The sequence below is a fragment of the Flavobacterium bernardetii genome (assembly GCF_011305415.1).
Classification (GTDB): Bacteria; Bacteroidota; Bacteroidia; order Flavobacteriales; family Flavobacteriaceae; genus Flavobacterium; species Flavobacterium bernardetii.
This window is the reverse complement of the sequence record NZ_JAANOQ010000007.1, coordinates 144,547-160,087: the sequence shown is the minus strand read 5'-3', so window position 1 is coordinate 160,087 and position 15,541 is coordinate 144,547. Positions and strand designations below refer to the sequence as shown.

Sequence of the window (15,541 nt, the reverse complement as noted above, 5' to 3'; positions counted from 1 at the left end):
TAAAAATTATGACATTGAAAAAGATACAATTAAAATATATACTTTCCTTTGGTATTATTGCCATTCTTTTGGCATGTTCTACTAAAAAAGACAATTTCGTAAACAGAAAATGGCATTCTGTAAATACGGAATATAATGTTTTGTATAACGGAGATTTGGCTTTGCAAAAAGGAATTGCCGATGTAAAAGCGACTTATTCTGATAATTTTTGGGAAGTGCTTCCGTTAGAAAGAATGCAAATTACGGAAGAAGAACAAAAACCAGGCGATACTAAAAACGCAAATTTTGAACGCGCCGAAACCAAAGCAACTAAAGCGATTCAGAAACATTCCATGAATATTGGTGGTTATGAAAAAAACAATCAAATTGACGAATCGTATTTAATGTTGGGGAAATCAAGATATTACGAACACAGGTATTTACCAGCAATGGAAGCTTTTAACTATATTTTGTATAAATATCCAACTAGTAATAATGTGTATCAAGCACAAGTTTGGAGAGAAAAAGTAAACTTAAAATTAGAGAACGAGCAATTAGCGATTAAAAACTTAAACAGAACTTTAAAAGGTCAGACAAAAATAAAGAGTCAAGATTTAGCCGATATAAATGCAGTTTTAGCACAAGCTTATGTTACAACAAATAAGTTAGATAGTGCGATTGCCGCGGTTAAAATTTCTAAAAAAGAAACGAAACTAAAAGAAGAAAAGGCACGTTATACTTTTATTTTAGGACAATTATACGAGAAATTAAATTACAAAGACAGCGCTTTTGTGGCGTATCAGGAAGTAATTGATATGAAACGTAAATCGCCTCGTAGTTATACCATTTACTCTCATTTGAAACAATCCACACAATTTGATTTTGAAACTGGCGATTCTGTAGCTTTTCATAAAAAATTAGATAAATTGTTGGAAAACATTGAAAATAAAAGTTTCAGAGATGTAATTCATCATCAAAGAGCCGTTTATTACGATAAAAAAGGTAATGATAAATTAGCCATTTCCAATTATAATAAATCGCTAAAAAACATGTCTACAGATAGATATTTAGCAGCTTCAAACTACAGAAACATTTCGAATGTCTATTACAGAGAGAAAGATTTTCGTTCTTCAAAAAAATATTTAGATTCTACTTTAATTCATTTATCTGAAAAAAACAGCGAATTTAAACCATTAAAAAAGAAGTTAGAAATCTTAATCGATGTGGTCAAATATCAAGATATTATTACTCAGGCTGATAGTGTTATAGTGGTTTCAAAAATGTCTCCATCAAATAAAATTAAATATTATCAAGAGTATATTGATAAATTAAAAATTTCAGATTCAATTGCGGCAAAAAAATTAGCAGAAAGTGCTAGTGGTTCAAATCAAAATCCGAAAGCGGAAATGATGCCAATAGGAAAATCTGACGAAAATATGTTATTGCCTCCTGGTGCTGGTGGATTATCTCCGATAGATGGGAAATCTGCGATGATTGAACCTGCTTTTGAAAAAAAACCAAGTGCTGATTTTCCTATAAATACAGGCGGATTACAAAACAGTTTTTATTTTTATAATCCAGCAACAGTTGCACAAGGGAAAATTAATTTCAAGAAAAAATGGGGTGATAGAAAACTAAGTGACAATTGGAAAATAGTTTCAGCATCGAATCAAAATCAAATAGATCCAAATAATCCAGATGAGGTTGTAGAAGAAGAAAATCCGGATAAAAATGAAGAAATTGGTTTAGAACCAAAATACACAACCACATTTTATATTGACCAATTACCAAAGGACGAAAAAGTTTTAGATAGTTTAAATATTGAGGCGAATCATGCACGTTTTCAATTAGGTTCTATTTTTAAAGAAAAACTTAAAGAAAATAAATTAGCGATTACTTCTTTTGAAGATGTTTTAGAAAACAAACCAGAAAGTAAATTAGTTTTGCCAACGTATTATAATCTGTACCAATTATATGGTTCAGAAAATGGTGGACAAGCAGCAACGTATAAACAAAAAATTCTTTCGGAATATCCAGAAAGTAGATATGCTTCCGCATTTAATAATACGGCAATAAACGCTGACATTACTGCAGATTCTGAATTTAATGTACTTTATACAAAAATTGAAAAAGGCTTGTTTAGAGAAGCAAATTTGGAAGTTGATGCCTTGGTAAAAAAATATGATGGCGACGAGTTAAATGCGAAATTTGATGTGTTAAAAGCAAAAATTTCTGCAAGATTATTAGGGCTTTCAGCATATAAAACAGCTTTACAAAAAATAGTAAAAAACTATCCTAAAGGGGAAGAAACTAAAAAAATTGAGTCGATATTAACTTCTGATATTCCAGCTTTAGAAGCGTTGGAATTTGGAGCAACTCCTAAAACATTTAATTTGGTTTTTGTAACCAATTATCCTAACGAAACTTCGCATAAAAATTTAATTGAAAAATTAAATAAATATGCTAAAGAATCTGGTGATGTTAAAATAAAAGTGTCAAATGATATTTATAGTGTAGAAAAAAACATGATCGTTTTACATGGAATTATAAATAAAATGACAGCTGAATCAGTGGCTAATTATCTGAAAGAACATAAAGATTTTAAGTTAAAAGATGCGCCAATTATTATCTCAAACGAAGATTATAAAGTGGTTCAAGTAAAGAAAAATTTAGAAGAATATTTAGCAAAAATCAAATAAAACATGCTAGATAAAAAACAAAAATCCGATTACGATTTACTAGGAAAAACAAACCGAATTGTAGAACAAACTACAATTACAGGAAATATAGTTTGTGCTGCCGATTTGCGCTTAGATGGCGAATTAATTGGTGATATTACTTGTAAAGGAAAAATTGTATTAGGTCCAAAAAGCAAAGTGGAAGGAAATATTACTTGTAAAAACATAGATATTGAAGGAAAATTTAACGGCAAATTAGTGGTGGAAGAATTACTTGGAATCAAAAAAACAGCTAAAATTTCTGGAGAAGTTACTGTAGGGAAATTAGCGATCGAACCAGGTGCTATTTTTGAAGCAAGTTGTGAAATGAAATCTAAATAGATTTCAACCAGCGAATCCTAAAAAGACAATATTAATCTTCAATTAAATGAAATCTAAATAAGAGCCAAGTAAAAATGAAGAAAACTTTATCTGTTTTATTACTATTATTATCTTTACTTTCTTTTTCTCAAAACCAAGAAATTGGTCAAAATTTTGTGGAAATTTTATTAAAAGAAAAGAACTTTGAAAAAGCCTTAACTTTTTTGGATCCTTCAATAAAGAATCAAATTACAATCGATTTATTATCTAAAACTTCAACACAATTAGATGCGCAATTGGGAGCTTATCAAAACATAATTTCTGTCGCAAATAAAGGAGCTATTTTGTCGTATTTCACACAATTTAAAAACATGGCTTTAGATTTTGATATAAGTTTTAAAGAAGATAAAATTGTAGGTTTCTTTTTAAAACAACATCAAGAGGTTAATGCAAACGATTATAAAATTAAAAGTGGAACAATTGATTTAAAAGGAACTTTATTAGAAGCTGAAAAATCTTCTATTTTAGTTGTTTTTATTCATGGTTCTGGCTCAAATGACAGAGATGAAACTATTGGTCCGAATAAACCTTTTAAAGATATGGCAGAAGCTTTTCAAAAAGAAGGAATTGCTTCGTATCGTTTTGATAAAAGAACAAAATCTAACCCTGAAACTTTTTCTGATGAAAGTACAGTTGAAGATGAAGTTGTTGTTGACGCTGTTGCGATTGTAAATCATTTTAGAAGTTCTGAAAAGTTTAAAAACTATAAAATAATTGTTTTAGGTCATAGTTTAGGAGCTTTTATGATGCCAAAAATTGCTAATTCTGTCTCTTTAGATAAAGCAGTAATGATGGCTGGAAATGCAAGAGGTTTGCAAGATGTGATTATTGATCAATATGTGTATTTAAATAGTTTGAATCCAACAAAAGAAGGAGAAAACGAAATTGCTACTATTAAAAAAGAAGTGAGCTTTTTAACTTCAAATAAATTTAACACAACACTTTCATCTGATGAATTGCCTCTAGGTTTATCTTCAAAATATTGGCAATCTTTATTAAATTATAAGCCTCTTGTAGAAGTTAAGAAAGTTGCTATTCCATTATTAATTCTAAATGGAGAACGCGATTATCAAGTAACTATGAAAGAGTTTAATTTATGGAAAAGGACTTTAGCGAAAACAAAAGCTCAATTTATCAGTTATCCAAAATTAAACCATTTGTTTATTGCTGGTGAAGGCACGCCAAGTCCAGAAGAATATACTGTTAAAGGTGAAGTAGATAAAAAAGTGATTCAAGATATTATTGCTTTTTGTAAACAATAAAATTATGGCAAACAAACCTTTAAATAAGTGGATTCAATTGATAAGTATTCCTGCGCAAATGGGTATAATAATATTCTTATTTGCTAAAATTGGAATGTATATAGATGAAAATTATCCTAATAAAAATAATATTTGGTTTTTAGTTTTTACATTACTAGGAGTAGCACTATCCTTATATAATATAATTCGTCAGGTTAATAAAATAAATTCAGATAAATAATGGGGTTTTACATATACAGTTTTCTTTTTTTGCTAGGATCTACTTTATTAGGTTATTTTGTTTTAAAGTCTTTGTCTAAATCGAAAGAAGATAATTTAGGGTTTTGGTTTTTATTTGTTTTAACCTTAAAAACTATTCTTTTTTACTTTTTTTTACAATACATTTTATTGAGTTTTTATAAATTTTATTATGAAGATAAGATTTTTATTTGCGGTTTATATATGTTTTTTGTGGTTTTAGAAGTTTTTTTTGTGTCAAAATTGTTAAAAAACCAAAATTAAATAGTGAAACTAAAAAATATTAAAAAAATCACATTTCAATCTTGCTATATTAATAAAATTTGTACTTTTGCAAAAAAATTTAAACAATAAAATACAATATCTCAAATGGTGATTTCTAACAAACCACTGAATTTATTTTTAGCGATAGCGATTTCAATATTGCCTTTTCTTGGTTTTTCTAATGTAGAGAATGATACTTTAGTTCATTCTACTGAGAAAAAAACTGTTGAAAATGCTCACAAAACTGAAGGTCACCATGTTGTTGGTCCTGTGAATTCACCAGATGCAGTTTCAGCATACATTGAACATCACTTGCAAGATTCACATGATTTTAACTTTTTCTCAGATGGAGAAACAGGAAAACATTATGGTTTTTCATTACCAGTAATTCTATGGGATAATGAGTTGAAAATGTTTTCTTCTTCAAAATTTCATAACGAATTAGAAGTAGCAAATGTTGATGGTTCTTTTTATAAATTACATCATGGTAAGATTTACGTTTCTGACGCTAAGGGTTCGTTAAATTTAGATGCCAAACAACATCCTTTAAATAAAATGCCTTTAGATTTTTCTATTACAAAAAATGTTGTTTCAATGTTATTTGTGGCATTTATGGTTTTCTTTATGTTTACTAGTTTAGCTAGAGCATATAAGAAAAACGGAAGTATGCCAAGTGGATTTGGTAGAGTTTTAGAGCCACTAATTATTTTTATTAGAGACGAAATCGCAATTCCAAATATCGGAGAGAAAAAATATAGAAAATTTATGGGTTATTTGTTAACTGTGTTTTTCTTTATTTGGCTTTTGAACTTATTAGGGATGACTCCGCTAGGAATTAACGTAACTGGAAATATTGCAGTAACAATTTGTTTAGCTGTGTTTACTTTTATCATTACGCAATTTAGTGCTAATAAAGATTATTGGAAACATATTTTCTGGATGCCAGGTGTACCAGTTCCAATGAAAATTATTTTAATGCCTATTGAATTGTTAGGGACATTAACTAAGCCATTCGCTTTATTAATTCGTTTGTTTGCAAATATTACTGCTGGTCACGTTGTGATTATGAGTTTAATTGCAATGATATTTGTTGGTAAAAATTTGGCTTCTGATTTACCTATTTCAATTGGGTTGACATTGTTTATCTCTGTTATTGAAATCTTAGTTGCGTTTTTACAGGCTTTTATTTTTACAATGTTATCGTCATTATTTATTGGTATGGCAGTACAAGAACATGATCATGATGATCATCATTAATAGATTTTTAATACAAGTTTAATTTTAATATATATATTATGAACATTCCAATGTTAGTAGGTGCAGGTTTAGTGGTAATCGGTGCTGGTTTAGGTTTAGGTAAAATCGGTGGTTCTGCAATGGATGCTATTGCTCGTCAGCCAGAAGCTGCAGGTAAGATCCAAACTGCAATGATTATTATTGCTGCATTATTAGAAGGTTTAGCATTCGCTGCTTTAATCTTAGGTAAAGCTTAATTAAAAACAAACAAAGCCTGCAACGGTTGGTTGCAGGTTTGTTTTATTCTAAAAAATTAAATTAATTACAACTCAAATATAAAATGGATAAGTTAATTAACGATTTTTCATTCGGATTATTCTTCTGGCAATTAATAATATTAGTAGTATTGATACTATTAATGGTTAAATTTGCTTGGAAGCCAATTATGAATACCATTACTGAGCGTGAAGAAGGTATTAAAGATGCTTTATTATCTGCTGAAAACGCTAAGAAAGAAATGATGGCTTTAAAATCTGATAATCAAAAATTATTGGATGAAGCTCGTGCTGAAAGAGATATGATGATTAAAGAAGCTACTGCTATCAAAGAAAAAATGATCGCCGATGCTAAATCTGAAGCTCAAAATCAAGGCGCAAAAATGATTGAACAAGCGAAAGCTACAATCGAAAGCGAAAAAAATAATGCTGTTGCTGAAATCAAAAATCAAGTGTCTTCATTATCTTTAGAAATCGCTGAAAAATTATTAAAAGAAGAATTATCTAACAAAGAATCTCAAACTAAATTAGTTGAGAAAATGTTAGCTGATGTTAAATTAAACTAATCTAAAGTTATGTCAAGAGCTGCGATTAGATACGCAAAAGCAATTATAGAAATCGCTACAGAAAGTAATAATACTACTGCTGTAAATAACGATATGAAAACTATTGTTTCTGCAATCAAAGAAAGTGAAGAGTTAAAAGACTTTTTATCTAACCCAATTGTTAATGGTACGGTAAAAATGAATGCGTTAAGCGAAATTTTCCCATCTTTGCAAACGGAAACTAAAGGTTTGTTTCAGTTGTTGTTAGCAAATAAAAGATTTGAAATTTTGTCTGCAATTGCAACTCAATTCAATAATTTATTTGACATTGCAAGTGGTGTTGAAAAAGCTGTTGTTACTACAGCTGTTCCTTTAACTGCTGAATTAGAAGTGCTAGTTAAAAATAAGTTGAAAGAATTTTCTTCAAACACAATTTCTATTACGAATGTAGTAGATGCTTCGATTATTGGAGGTTTTGTTTTAAGAATCGGAGATAAACAATACAATGCATCTGTTGCTAATAAATTACAACAGTTAAAAAGAGAATTTACATATTAAATAAATACCATTAAATATATATAAAATGGCAGAAATTAAACCAGCTGAAATTTCAGCAATATTAAAGAAACAATTATCAGATTTTCAATCTGGTGCTACGTTAGAAGAAGTAGGTACTGTACTACAAGTTGGTGATGGTATTGCTCGTGTATATGGTTTATCAAATGCTCAGTACGGTGAGTTAGTACAATTCGACAACGGATTAGAAGCTATCGTATTGAACTTAGAAGAAGACAATGTTGGTGTGGTTTTATTAGGACCATCAACAGGAATCAAAGAAGGTTCTAATGTAAAAAGAACTAACAGAATTGCTTCTTTAAAAGTTGGTGAACAAATGGTTGGTCGTGTAGTAAATACACTTGGTGAACCAATTGATGGTAAAGGACCAATCGGTGGTGACTTATACGAAATGCCTTTAGAGCGTAAAGCTCCAGGAGTTATTTTCCGTCAACCTGTAACTGAACCATTACAAACTGGTATCAAAGCTATCGATGCGATGATTCCTGTTGGACGTGGACAACGTGAATTAGTTATTGGTGACCGTCAAACTGGTAAATCATCAGTTTGTTTAGATACCATCTTAAATCAAAAAGAATTTTACGATGCTGGACAACCAGTATTCTGTATATATGTTGCAATTGGACAAAAAGCGTCTACAGTTGCTTCAATCGCAAAAACATTAGAAGAAAAAGGTGCAATGGCTTATACAGTTATTGTTGCTGCAAATGCTTCTGACCCAGCTCCAATGCAAGTATATGCTCCTATGGCAGGTGCTGCAATTGGTGAGTACTTCCGTGATTCAGGTCGTCCTGCTTTAATTATTTATGACGATTTATCTAAGCAAGCAGTTGCTTACCGTGAAGTATCTTTATTATTAAGAAGACCTCCAGGTCGTGAGGCTTATCCAGGAGACGTTTTCTACTTACACTCTCGTTTATTAGAAAGAGCTTGTAAAGTAATTAACGATGATAATATCGCTAAAAACATGAATGACTTACCAGATTCTTTAAAAGGAATTGTAAAAGGTGGTGGTTCATTAACAGCTTTACCAATTATCGAAACACAAGCGGGTGACGTTTCTGCATATATCCCAACTAACGTAATTTCGATTACGGATGGACAAATTTTCTTAGATGGAGATTTATTCAACTCTGGAGTACGTCCTGCAATTAACGTAGGTATTTCTGTATCTCGTGTTGGAGGTAACGCACAAATTAAATCAATGAAAAAAGTATCTGGTACTTTAAAATTAGACCAAGCACAATTCCGTGAATTAGAAGCTTTCGCGAAATTTGGATCTGACTTAGATGCTGTTACTTTAAACGTAATTGAAAAAGGTAAACGTAACGTGGAAATCTTAAAACAAGGTTTAAATGATCCGTTTGCTGTTGAAAACCAAGTAGCAATTATTTATGCTGGAACGAAAAACTTATTAAGAAATGTTCCTGTTAATAAAGTAAAAGAATTCGAAAAAGATTATATTCAATTCTTAACTTTAAAACATAGAGATGTTTTAGATGCATTAAAAGCTGGTAAATTTGATGATAACATCACAAATGTATTAGAAGCTGCTGCAAAAGAAATTTCTGCAAAATACTAATTAATTTTCGATTAGCCAATGTGCCTATTATTCAATTAATTGGCACATTGATAATTGTCAAATTGACACATTAATAAAATGGCAAACTTAAAAGAAATACGTAATAGAATTGTATCTGTATCGTCAACGATGCAAATCACTTCTGCTATGAAAATGGTTTCGGCTGCTAAATTAAAAAAGGCACAAGACGCTATTACTGCAATGCGACCTTATTCTCAAAAATTAACAGAGTTAATTCAAGGTTTAAGCGCTTCTTTAGAAGGTGATGTTGCTGCTAACTATACGACTCAAAGAGAAGTAAAAAAAGTTTTAGTAGTGGCTATTACATCAAACAGAGGTTTGTGTGGTGCTTTAAATTCAAATGTATTAAAACAAGTTAAAATTTTAACTGAAAAATACGGTCACGATAATGTTGGTATTTTTGCCATTGGTAAAAAAGCAAATGATGGTTTACACAAAACAAACTATGTAATTGCTAACAGAAGTGATCTTTTTGATGATTTAACTTTTGATAATACAGCTGAAATCGCACAATCATTAACACATTTGTTTTTAGATGGTGAGTATGATAAGATTGAATTAGTGTACAATCAGTTTGTAAATGCAGCTACTCAAATAGTTGTAAACGAACAGTTTTTACCATTAGCACCAATTAAAGGTACTGAAGCAATTTCATCTGATTACATTTTCGAACCATCAAAAGAAGAAATTGTATTGGAATTAATACCAAAATCGTTAAAAACTCAATTGTACAAAGCGGTAAGAGATTCTTTCGCAGCGGAACACGGTGCGCGTATGACAGCTATGCATAAAGCAACTGACAACGCAACTGATTTAAGAAACCAATTGAAGTTAACATACAATAAAGCGCGTCAAGCTGCAATTACTGGAGAAATCTTAGAAATTGTTGGTGGTGCTGAAGCCTTAAATAACTAATGTTCTTATTTAAAGTTAATTTTTTTATAAATACTAAAAGTCTCAATTTATTGAGACTTTTTTATTTTATATATTTGTGGAAACAGTCCAATAACTACTATGAAATATTTTTTTACAGCTTTTCTTTTCGCTTTTACTTCAATATTATCTTCACAAAATCTTCAATTAGAAGAAATCATGAAAGGCAACGAGTTTATTGGACAACAACCGTCTAATCAACGTTGGTCTGTAGACGGAAAAACCATTTATTTCGATTGGAATCCAAAAAATGAAATTGGCGATAAAACCTATTATTGGCAACAAGGCTTTTCCGAACCAAAGTTACTTTCAAAAACTGAATTCAATTTTTCCGAAATTCAATTTCAAGGGCAAGAAAAATTTGATGTTGTGTATTACACCAATCAAGGCGCTTTGTTTTCGTACCATAAAAAGACAAAAGAAAATAAAGTTATCTATCAAACCACTTCTACTATCAATTCGATTCAAAGAAGTGTGAACCCGAATATTATTTATTTTCAACAAAATAGAAATATTTTTAAGTTAAATGTGTTGAATTTTGAATTGTTACAACTGACAAATTTCAAAAGCGGTACAGTAGCTTCAGAAAATACTAAAGACACTTTTTTAACTACACAACAAAAGGAATTGTTCCAATTTGTAAACGAAGAAAACGCTAAATCAAAATGGAACGAAAAACAATCCGAAGAAAATAAATTGAAATTTCCTTCTGAGATTTTTTATAATACAAATACTTTAGAAGCTATAAAAATCAATCCAAGTGGAAAATTTGTAACCTATAGATTATCGGAATATCCAACAGCTAAAGAAACTAAAGTTGAAAATTTCATAACTTCTGATGGTTATACGAAAAATAAATCTGCACGTGAAAAAGTTTCGATAAACAACATTAGCAAACACAATATGTATGTGTATAATGTAGAAAAAGATACTGTTTTTCAAATCTCATTTTCTAAATTAATAGGAATCAAAACCTTTCCAAAGTATTATCAAGAATATGAAAATTTAAAGGATTTAGAATCTGTTGAAAAAGCAATCACGATGCAAGCGCCAGTTTACAATGCAACTGGGGATTTAGCGGTTTTTGAAGCCAGAAGTTTAGACAATAAAGACCGTTGGATTCTTCAATTAAATTTAGAAACCGCCACAATTACAGAATTAGATTACCAACACGATGACGCTTGGATTGGCGGACCTGGAATTCCAGGTTATAATTTCAATAGTGGAACATTAGGCTTTTTAGCAGATAATAAAACGATTTATTTTCAATCTGAAGCTACTGGTTTTTCTCATTTATATACAATCAATTTAGGAACAAAAAAGAAAAGCCAACTAACACAAGGGAAATGGGAAGTTCGAGATGTGGTTTTATCAAAATTGACAAATTCCTTTTATATCACAACTACCGAAACCCATCCAGGAAATCGTTCTTTCTATAAATTAGATAGTAATACAGGTAAGAAAACACCAATTCTAACAAATGACGGAGCTTTTGAAATTGAATTATCACCAGATGAAACCAAATTGGCAATTCGCTATTCGTACATCAATAAACCTTGGGAAATTTATGTGGCTGATAATAAATCGAATCCAGTTTTAAAACAAATAACATTTTCAACTTCGGATGCCTTCAAAAAATACAATTGGAAAACACCAGAAGTTATCTCTTTTAAAGCTACAGACGGAACTGATGTTTATGCCCGAGTTTACAATCCGAAAAAAGAAAATAAAAATAAAGCGGCAATCATTTTTGTTCACGGCGCAGGATATTTACAAAATGCGCATAAATATTGGAGCACGTACCATAGAGAATACATGTTTCATAATATGTTATCCGATTTAGGTTACACAGTTTTAGATATTGATTACCGAGCAAGTGATGGCTACGGACGTGATTTCAGAACTGGAATTTACCGTCATATGGGCGGCTTAGATTTACAAGATCAATTAGATGGAAAAAAATATTTAGTCGAAAAAATAGGCATCGATGCGAATAAAGTCGGAATTTACGGTGGTTCGTACGGTGGATTTATTACGTTAATGGGATTGTTAACCAAACCTGGCGAATTTAAAGCAGGTGCAGCATTACGTTCGGTTACCGATTGGGCACATTATAATCAAGGTTACACATCAAATATTTTAAATTTTCCTGAAACTGATGTGGAAGCATACAAAAAAAGTTCGCCAATTTATTTCGCTAATAATTTACAAGACAAATTGTTAATGCTTCACGGAATGGTAGATGATAACGTACAATTTCAGGATATTGTTAGAATGACGCAACGTTTTATTGAATTAGGAAAAAAAGATTGGGATTTAGCTGTTTTTCCAGTGGAAGCACACGGATTTCAAAAATCGTATTCTTGGACAGATGAATACAGAAGAATTTTAGAATTATTTAATGAAACTTTATTAGGTAAAAAGTAATGGAAATACGTATCTTAACTCAAAAAGAAGAGATGTTACAACAGTTGGAAATTATTCAACAGTTGTATCCTGATTATTCGATGGAAAAATATGGCACGCTTTTAGACGATATGTTAAAAGTGAACTACCAACAAATAATTGTTACAGAAAATAATCAAACAATAGCTTTAACTGGCGTTTGGACGGGTACTAAATTATGGTCTGGTAAATACATAGAAATTGACAGTTTTGTAGTTCACGAAGCTTTTAGAGGTAGAAAAATTGGTGATATTTTAATTGCAGAAGTACATAAAATAGCTAAAGAAGTTTGCGCGAATCAGATTGTTTTAGATGCGTTTACTACCAATTTCGCAGCAGGAAAATTTTATATCAATCACGGATTTGAACCAAAAGGTTTTCATTTTGTAAAAACTTTAAATCATTAGATTATGAAAATATTTACATTAATTATAGTAGCATTTTTCAATATGAATTCATGTTCATCAGAAAAAGCAAGTCAAGTAGGAAAACAATATATTGAAAAAATAACTTTTCAAAATTGGGTTGGTGGTGTGAAAGGCGCTGGTGGCGGAACCATTTTAAATATTATTTTATTAAAAAGTTTGCCTTCCAATATGGAATTGGTAAAAATACATTTTCAAGAAAGAGAAGCAAGTATCACAAAACTAAACGATTTGTCCTATCAATCTTCAATTAGACGATTTGATAATATGGATGAAACCGTTCATATGCCAACAATTAAAACTGGTTTAAAAGACAATCAAGCTAAAATTTTTTTTAAAATCGATGGTAAGGAAAACTTTTTAATTATTGATGATGTAAAAGAAATACCAATGATAATGTATCCGTCTGCTAAACCAAGAAATAATTAACTATTTTTGTTCTATAAAAAAAATAAAAATTGAGCGCCAATAAAAGTCTTTTAAAACAAACCCTAATTTACGGTATAGCTACTGTGTTGCCGCGTGTAATCAGTTTTTTATTAGTGGGTTTGCACACCGATTTAATGCCAAAAGTGGCGTATGGAGAAATCACTATTCTGTTAGCTTATATGATATTTTTCAATGTTATTTTATCTTACGGAATGGAAACTGCTTTTTTCAGATTTTATCATAAACAAGAAAACAAAAAAGAAGTAGTCAGCACGGCAACCGTTTCCATTTTTTGGAGCACGATTTTGTTTTTATGCGTCACACTTTTATTCCAAAAAACACTGGCAGGATTATTAAATGTTGATAAAGAATATGTAAACTATGCAATATGGATTTTAGCTTTCGACGCTTTAGTAATCATTCCTTTTTCTAAACTTCGAGCTGAGCAAAAGCCTATTAAATACTCCGTTTTTAAAATTTCAAATGTCATTATTAACATGTTGCTTAATGTGTTTTTATTGGCCATTTTACCAAAATTAGCACATGCCAATCCACAAGGGTTTTGGAGCACTTTTTATTTTGAAGGCTATCAAATTGGTTATGTTTTCTTAGCGAATTTAATCGCAAGTTTGTTCACGTTTATATTGTTTATGCCGCATTATTTTCAACCGAATTGGTTGTTTGATAAGGAGCTTTGGCTACAAATGCTTAAATATGGTTGGCCTATTTTATTCGCAGGTTTGGCCTTCGGAATTAATGAGCATTTAGATAAAATTTTACTTTCAGAATGGTTAGATCCTGCTAAAGCAAAAGCAGCAGTTGGTGCTTATTCTGCTTGTTATAAAATCGGATTGTTTATGGTTTTATTTAGAACAGCTTACACTTTAGGTATCGAGCCGTTTTTCTTCAGTCAAGCTGGAAATGCGAATGCACCGCAAACTTATGCTACAATTACAAAATATTTTGTGATTTTAGGTTCTTTAATTTTATTGGTTGTTGTCGTTTTTGCAGATGTTGTAAAATTCTTTTTGGTAAGACAACCAGAATATTGGGAGGCCATGTCAATTGTTCCATTAATTATAATTGCCAATTTCTTTTTAGGAATTTATACCAGTTTATCAGTTTGGTATAAATTGATTGATAAAACGATAATTGGCGCTTACATTTCAGCAGTCGGAGCTGTAATTACATTAAGTTTGAATTATATTTTAATTGTAAAATTTGATATGAGTTATGTCGGTTCGGCAATTGCAACTATTTGTGCGTATGGAAGTATGATGGTGATATCGTATTATTTAGGAAGAGAAAAATATCCAATCCCTTTCGAAATGAAAAAGATTTTAACGTACCTTTTTGCTTCGATAGCTTTAGCTTGTATTTCTTTTTATGTCGATATTTTAAGACAAACTTTCATTTTCGGAATACTTGCAATCATTGGGTTTAGTTATTATATTTACAAAAATGAAAAAGAAGTTATTTTAAGAATTATAAAACGAAAATAAATTAACAAAACCTTGCGAACCTTGCGAAAAACCTTCGCGACTTTGTGGTATAAAAAATAGACTTTGCGGTCATAAAATAAATAAACCTTGCGAACTTTGCGAAAAACCTTTGCGACTTTGCGGTTAAAAAAAATAGACTTTGCGGTCATAAAATAAATAAAAAAAACTTTGCGAACTTTGCGAAAAATCTTTGCGACTTTGCGGTAAAACAAAATAAAAAATGCAAATAAAAATCATCAATAAATCGCAACATCCATTACCTAATTACGAAACAAACGCTTCAGCGGGAATGGATTTACGTGCGAATTTAACAGAATCAATCACACTAAAACCATTAGAAAGAACGTTAGTAAAAACAGGGCTTTTTATTGAATTGCCAATTGGGTTTGAAGCACAAGTTCGTCCAAGAAGTGGTTTAGCATTCAAAAAAGGAATCACAGTTTTGAATTCTCCAGGAACGGTTGATGCCGATTATCGTGGTGAAATCGGTGTAATTTTGGTAAATTTATCTCAAGAAGATTTCGTAATCGAAAACGGAGAAAGAATTGCCCAACTAATCATCGCCAAACACGAACGCGCCGAATGGCAAGAAACTATCGAACTAACGGAAACTTCTCGTGGTGAAGGCGGATTTGGTAGTACTGGAGTGAAATAAAAACTTCAACATTCAACATTCCAAGTTGAATATTCCAAGTTAAAAAATGTTGAATATTCAATTAAGATTAACGAATT

Annotated in this window: 15 protein-coding genes; all 15 read left to right on the top strand. The window is 30.7% G+C overall.

Annotation, left to right across the window (positions count from 1 at the left end):
* Positions 1 to 14 precede the first annotated feature (14 nt).
* Positions 15 to 2,678, top strand: coding sequence for a type IX secretion system periplasmic lipoprotein PorW/SprE (gene porW / locus G6N05_RS12900; RefSeq protein ID WP_225875176.1), 2,664 nt, complete (start codon positions 15 to 17; stop codon positions 2,676 to 2,678).
* 3 nt (positions 2,679 to 2,681) lie between these two features.
* Positions 2,682 to 3,038 (top strand): bactofilin family protein, encoded by a 357-nt coding sequence (locus G6N05_RS12895; protein ID WP_166130159.1) that lies wholly within the window; start codon positions 2,682 to 2,684, stop codon positions 3,036 to 3,038.
* Positions 3,039 to 3,112: 74 nt separating this feature from the next.
* Positions 3,113 to 4,339 carry a DUF3887 domain-containing protein gene (locus G6N05_RS12890; protein WP_166130155.1) on the top strand — a complete coding sequence of 409 codons (1,227 nt, stop codon included), beginning with the start codon at positions 3,113 to 3,115 and terminating at the stop codon, positions 4,337 to 4,339.
* A gap of 4 nt (positions 4,340 to 4,343) precedes the next feature.
* Positions 4,344 to 4,559, top strand: a complete 216-nt coding sequence (locus G6N05_RS12885; RefSeq protein ID WP_166130152.1) for an AtpZ/AtpI family protein — start codon at positions 4,344 to 4,346, stop codon at positions 4,557 to 4,559.
* Positions 4,560 to 4,945: 386 nt separating this feature from the next.
* Positions 4,946 to 6,097 (top strand): F0F1 ATP synthase subunit A, encoded by a 1,152-nt coding sequence (atpB, locus tag G6N05_RS12880; protein ID WP_166130148.1) that lies wholly within the window; start codon positions 4,946 to 4,948, stop codon positions 6,095 to 6,097.
* A 38-nt stretch (positions 6,098 to 6,135) separates the two neighbouring features.
* Positions 6,136 to 6,333, top strand: a complete 198-nt coding sequence (gene atpE, locus G6N05_RS12875; RefSeq protein WP_014082777.1) for an ATP synthase F0 subunit C — start codon at positions 6,136 to 6,138, stop codon at positions 6,331 to 6,333.
* A gap of 83 nt (positions 6,334 to 6,416) precedes the next feature.
* Positions 6,417 to 6,917 carry a F0F1 ATP synthase subunit B gene (locus tag G6N05_RS12870; RefSeq protein WP_166130144.1) on the top strand — a complete coding sequence of 167 codons (501 nt, stop codon included), beginning with the start codon at positions 6,417 to 6,419 and terminating at the stop codon, positions 6,915 to 6,917.
* Between the two features lie 9 nt (positions 6,918 to 6,926).
* Positions 6,927 to 7,454, top strand: a complete 528-nt coding sequence (gene atpH, locus G6N05_RS12865; RefSeq protein WP_166130140.1) for an ATP synthase F1 subunit delta — start codon at positions 6,927 to 6,929, stop codon at positions 7,452 to 7,454.
* A 25-nt stretch (positions 7,455 to 7,479) separates the two neighbouring features.
* A complete protein-coding gene (gene atpA, locus G6N05_RS12860) occupies positions 7,480 to 9,054 on the top strand; it encodes a F0F1 ATP synthase subunit alpha (protein WP_166130135.1) in 1,575 nt (524 codons plus the stop codon).
* Between the two features lie 78 nt (positions 9,055 to 9,132).
* Entirely contained in the window at positions 9,133 to 9,990 is an 858-nt protein-coding gene (gene atpG / locus G6N05_RS12855; RefSeq protein WP_166130132.1) for an ATP synthase F1 subunit gamma, read from the top strand.
* A 99-nt stretch (positions 9,991 to 10,089) separates the two neighbouring features.
* Positions 10,090 to 12,435: a S9 family peptidase gene (locus G6N05_RS12850; RefSeq protein WP_166130128.1), complete on the top strand. Its 2,346-nt coding sequence runs from the start codon at positions 10,090 to 10,092 to the stop codon at positions 12,433 to 12,435.
* Positions 12,435 to 12,860: a GNAT family N-acetyltransferase gene (locus tag G6N05_RS12845; protein ID WP_166130124.1), complete on the top strand. Its 426-nt coding sequence runs from the start codon at positions 12,435 to 12,437 to the stop codon at positions 12,858 to 12,860. The genes G6N05_RS12850 and G6N05_RS12845 overlap by 1 nt, the downstream gene beginning before the upstream one ends.
* Positions 12,861 to 12,863: 3 nt before the next feature.
* Positions 12,864 to 13,307 (top strand): hypothetical protein, encoded by a 444-nt coding sequence (locus G6N05_RS12840; protein ID WP_166130121.1) that lies wholly within the window; start codon positions 12,864 to 12,866, stop codon positions 13,305 to 13,307.
* A gap of 29 nt (positions 13,308 to 13,336) precedes the next feature.
* Positions 13,337 to 14,809: a lipopolysaccharide biosynthesis protein gene (locus G6N05_RS12835; RefSeq protein ID WP_166130118.1), complete on the top strand. Its 1,473-nt coding sequence runs from the start codon at positions 13,337 to 13,339 to the stop codon at positions 14,807 to 14,809.
* A 220-nt stretch (positions 14,810 to 15,029) separates the two neighbouring features.
* Positions 15,030 to 15,464 (top strand): dUTP diphosphatase, encoded by a 435-nt coding sequence (gene dut, locus G6N05_RS12830; protein WP_166130114.1) that lies wholly within the window; start codon positions 15,030 to 15,032, stop codon positions 15,462 to 15,464.
* The last annotated feature ends 77 nt before the right edge of the window (positions 15,465 to 15,541 follow it).

Bases quoted from the DNA above. Each gene is read 5' to 3' on its own strand.
- G6N05_RS12895 (WP_166130159.1), top strand. From the start codon at position 2,682: ATGCTAGATAAAAAACAAAAATCCGATTACGATTTACTAGGAAAAACA.
- G6N05_RS12890 (WP_166130155.1), top strand. From the start codon at position 3,113: ATGAAGAAAACTTTATCTGTTTTATTACTATTATTATCTTTACTTTCT.
- G6N05_RS12885 (WP_166130152.1), top strand. From the start codon at position 4,344: ATGGCAAACAAACCTTTAAATAAGTGGATTCAATTGATAAGTATTCCT.
- atpB (WP_166130148.1), top strand. From the start codon at position 4,946: ATGGTGATTTCTAACAAACCACTGAATTTATTTTTAGCGATAGCGATT.
- atpE (WP_014082777.1), top strand. From the start codon at position 6,136: ATGAACATTCCAATGTTAGTAGGTGCAGGTTTAGTGGTAATCGGTGCT.
- G6N05_RS12870 (WP_166130144.1), top strand. From the start codon at position 6,417: ATGGATAAGTTAATTAACGATTTTTCATTCGGATTATTCTTCTGGCAA.
- atpH (WP_166130140.1), top strand. From the start codon at position 6,927: ATGTCAAGAGCTGCGATTAGATACGCAAAAGCAATTATAGAAATCGCT.
- atpA (WP_166130135.1), top strand. From the start codon at position 7,480: ATGGCAGAAATTAAACCAGCTGAAATTTCAGCAATATTAAAGAAACAA.
- atpG (WP_166130132.1), top strand. From the start codon at position 9,133: ATGGCAAACTTAAAAGAAATACGTAATAGAATTGTATCTGTATCGTCA.
- G6N05_RS12850 (WP_166130128.1), top strand. From the start codon at position 10,090: ATGAAATATTTTTTTACAGCTTTTCTTTTCGCTTTTACTTCAATATTA.
- G6N05_RS12845 (WP_166130124.1), top strand. From the start codon at position 12,435: ATGGAAATACGTATCTTAACTCAAAAAGAAGAGATGTTACAACAGTTG.
- G6N05_RS12840 (WP_166130121.1), top strand. From the start codon at position 12,864: ATGAAAATATTTACATTAATTATAGTAGCATTTTTCAATATGAATTCA.
- dut (WP_166130114.1), top strand. From the start codon at position 15,030: ATGCAAATAAAAATCATCAATAAATCGCAACATCCATTACCTAATTAC.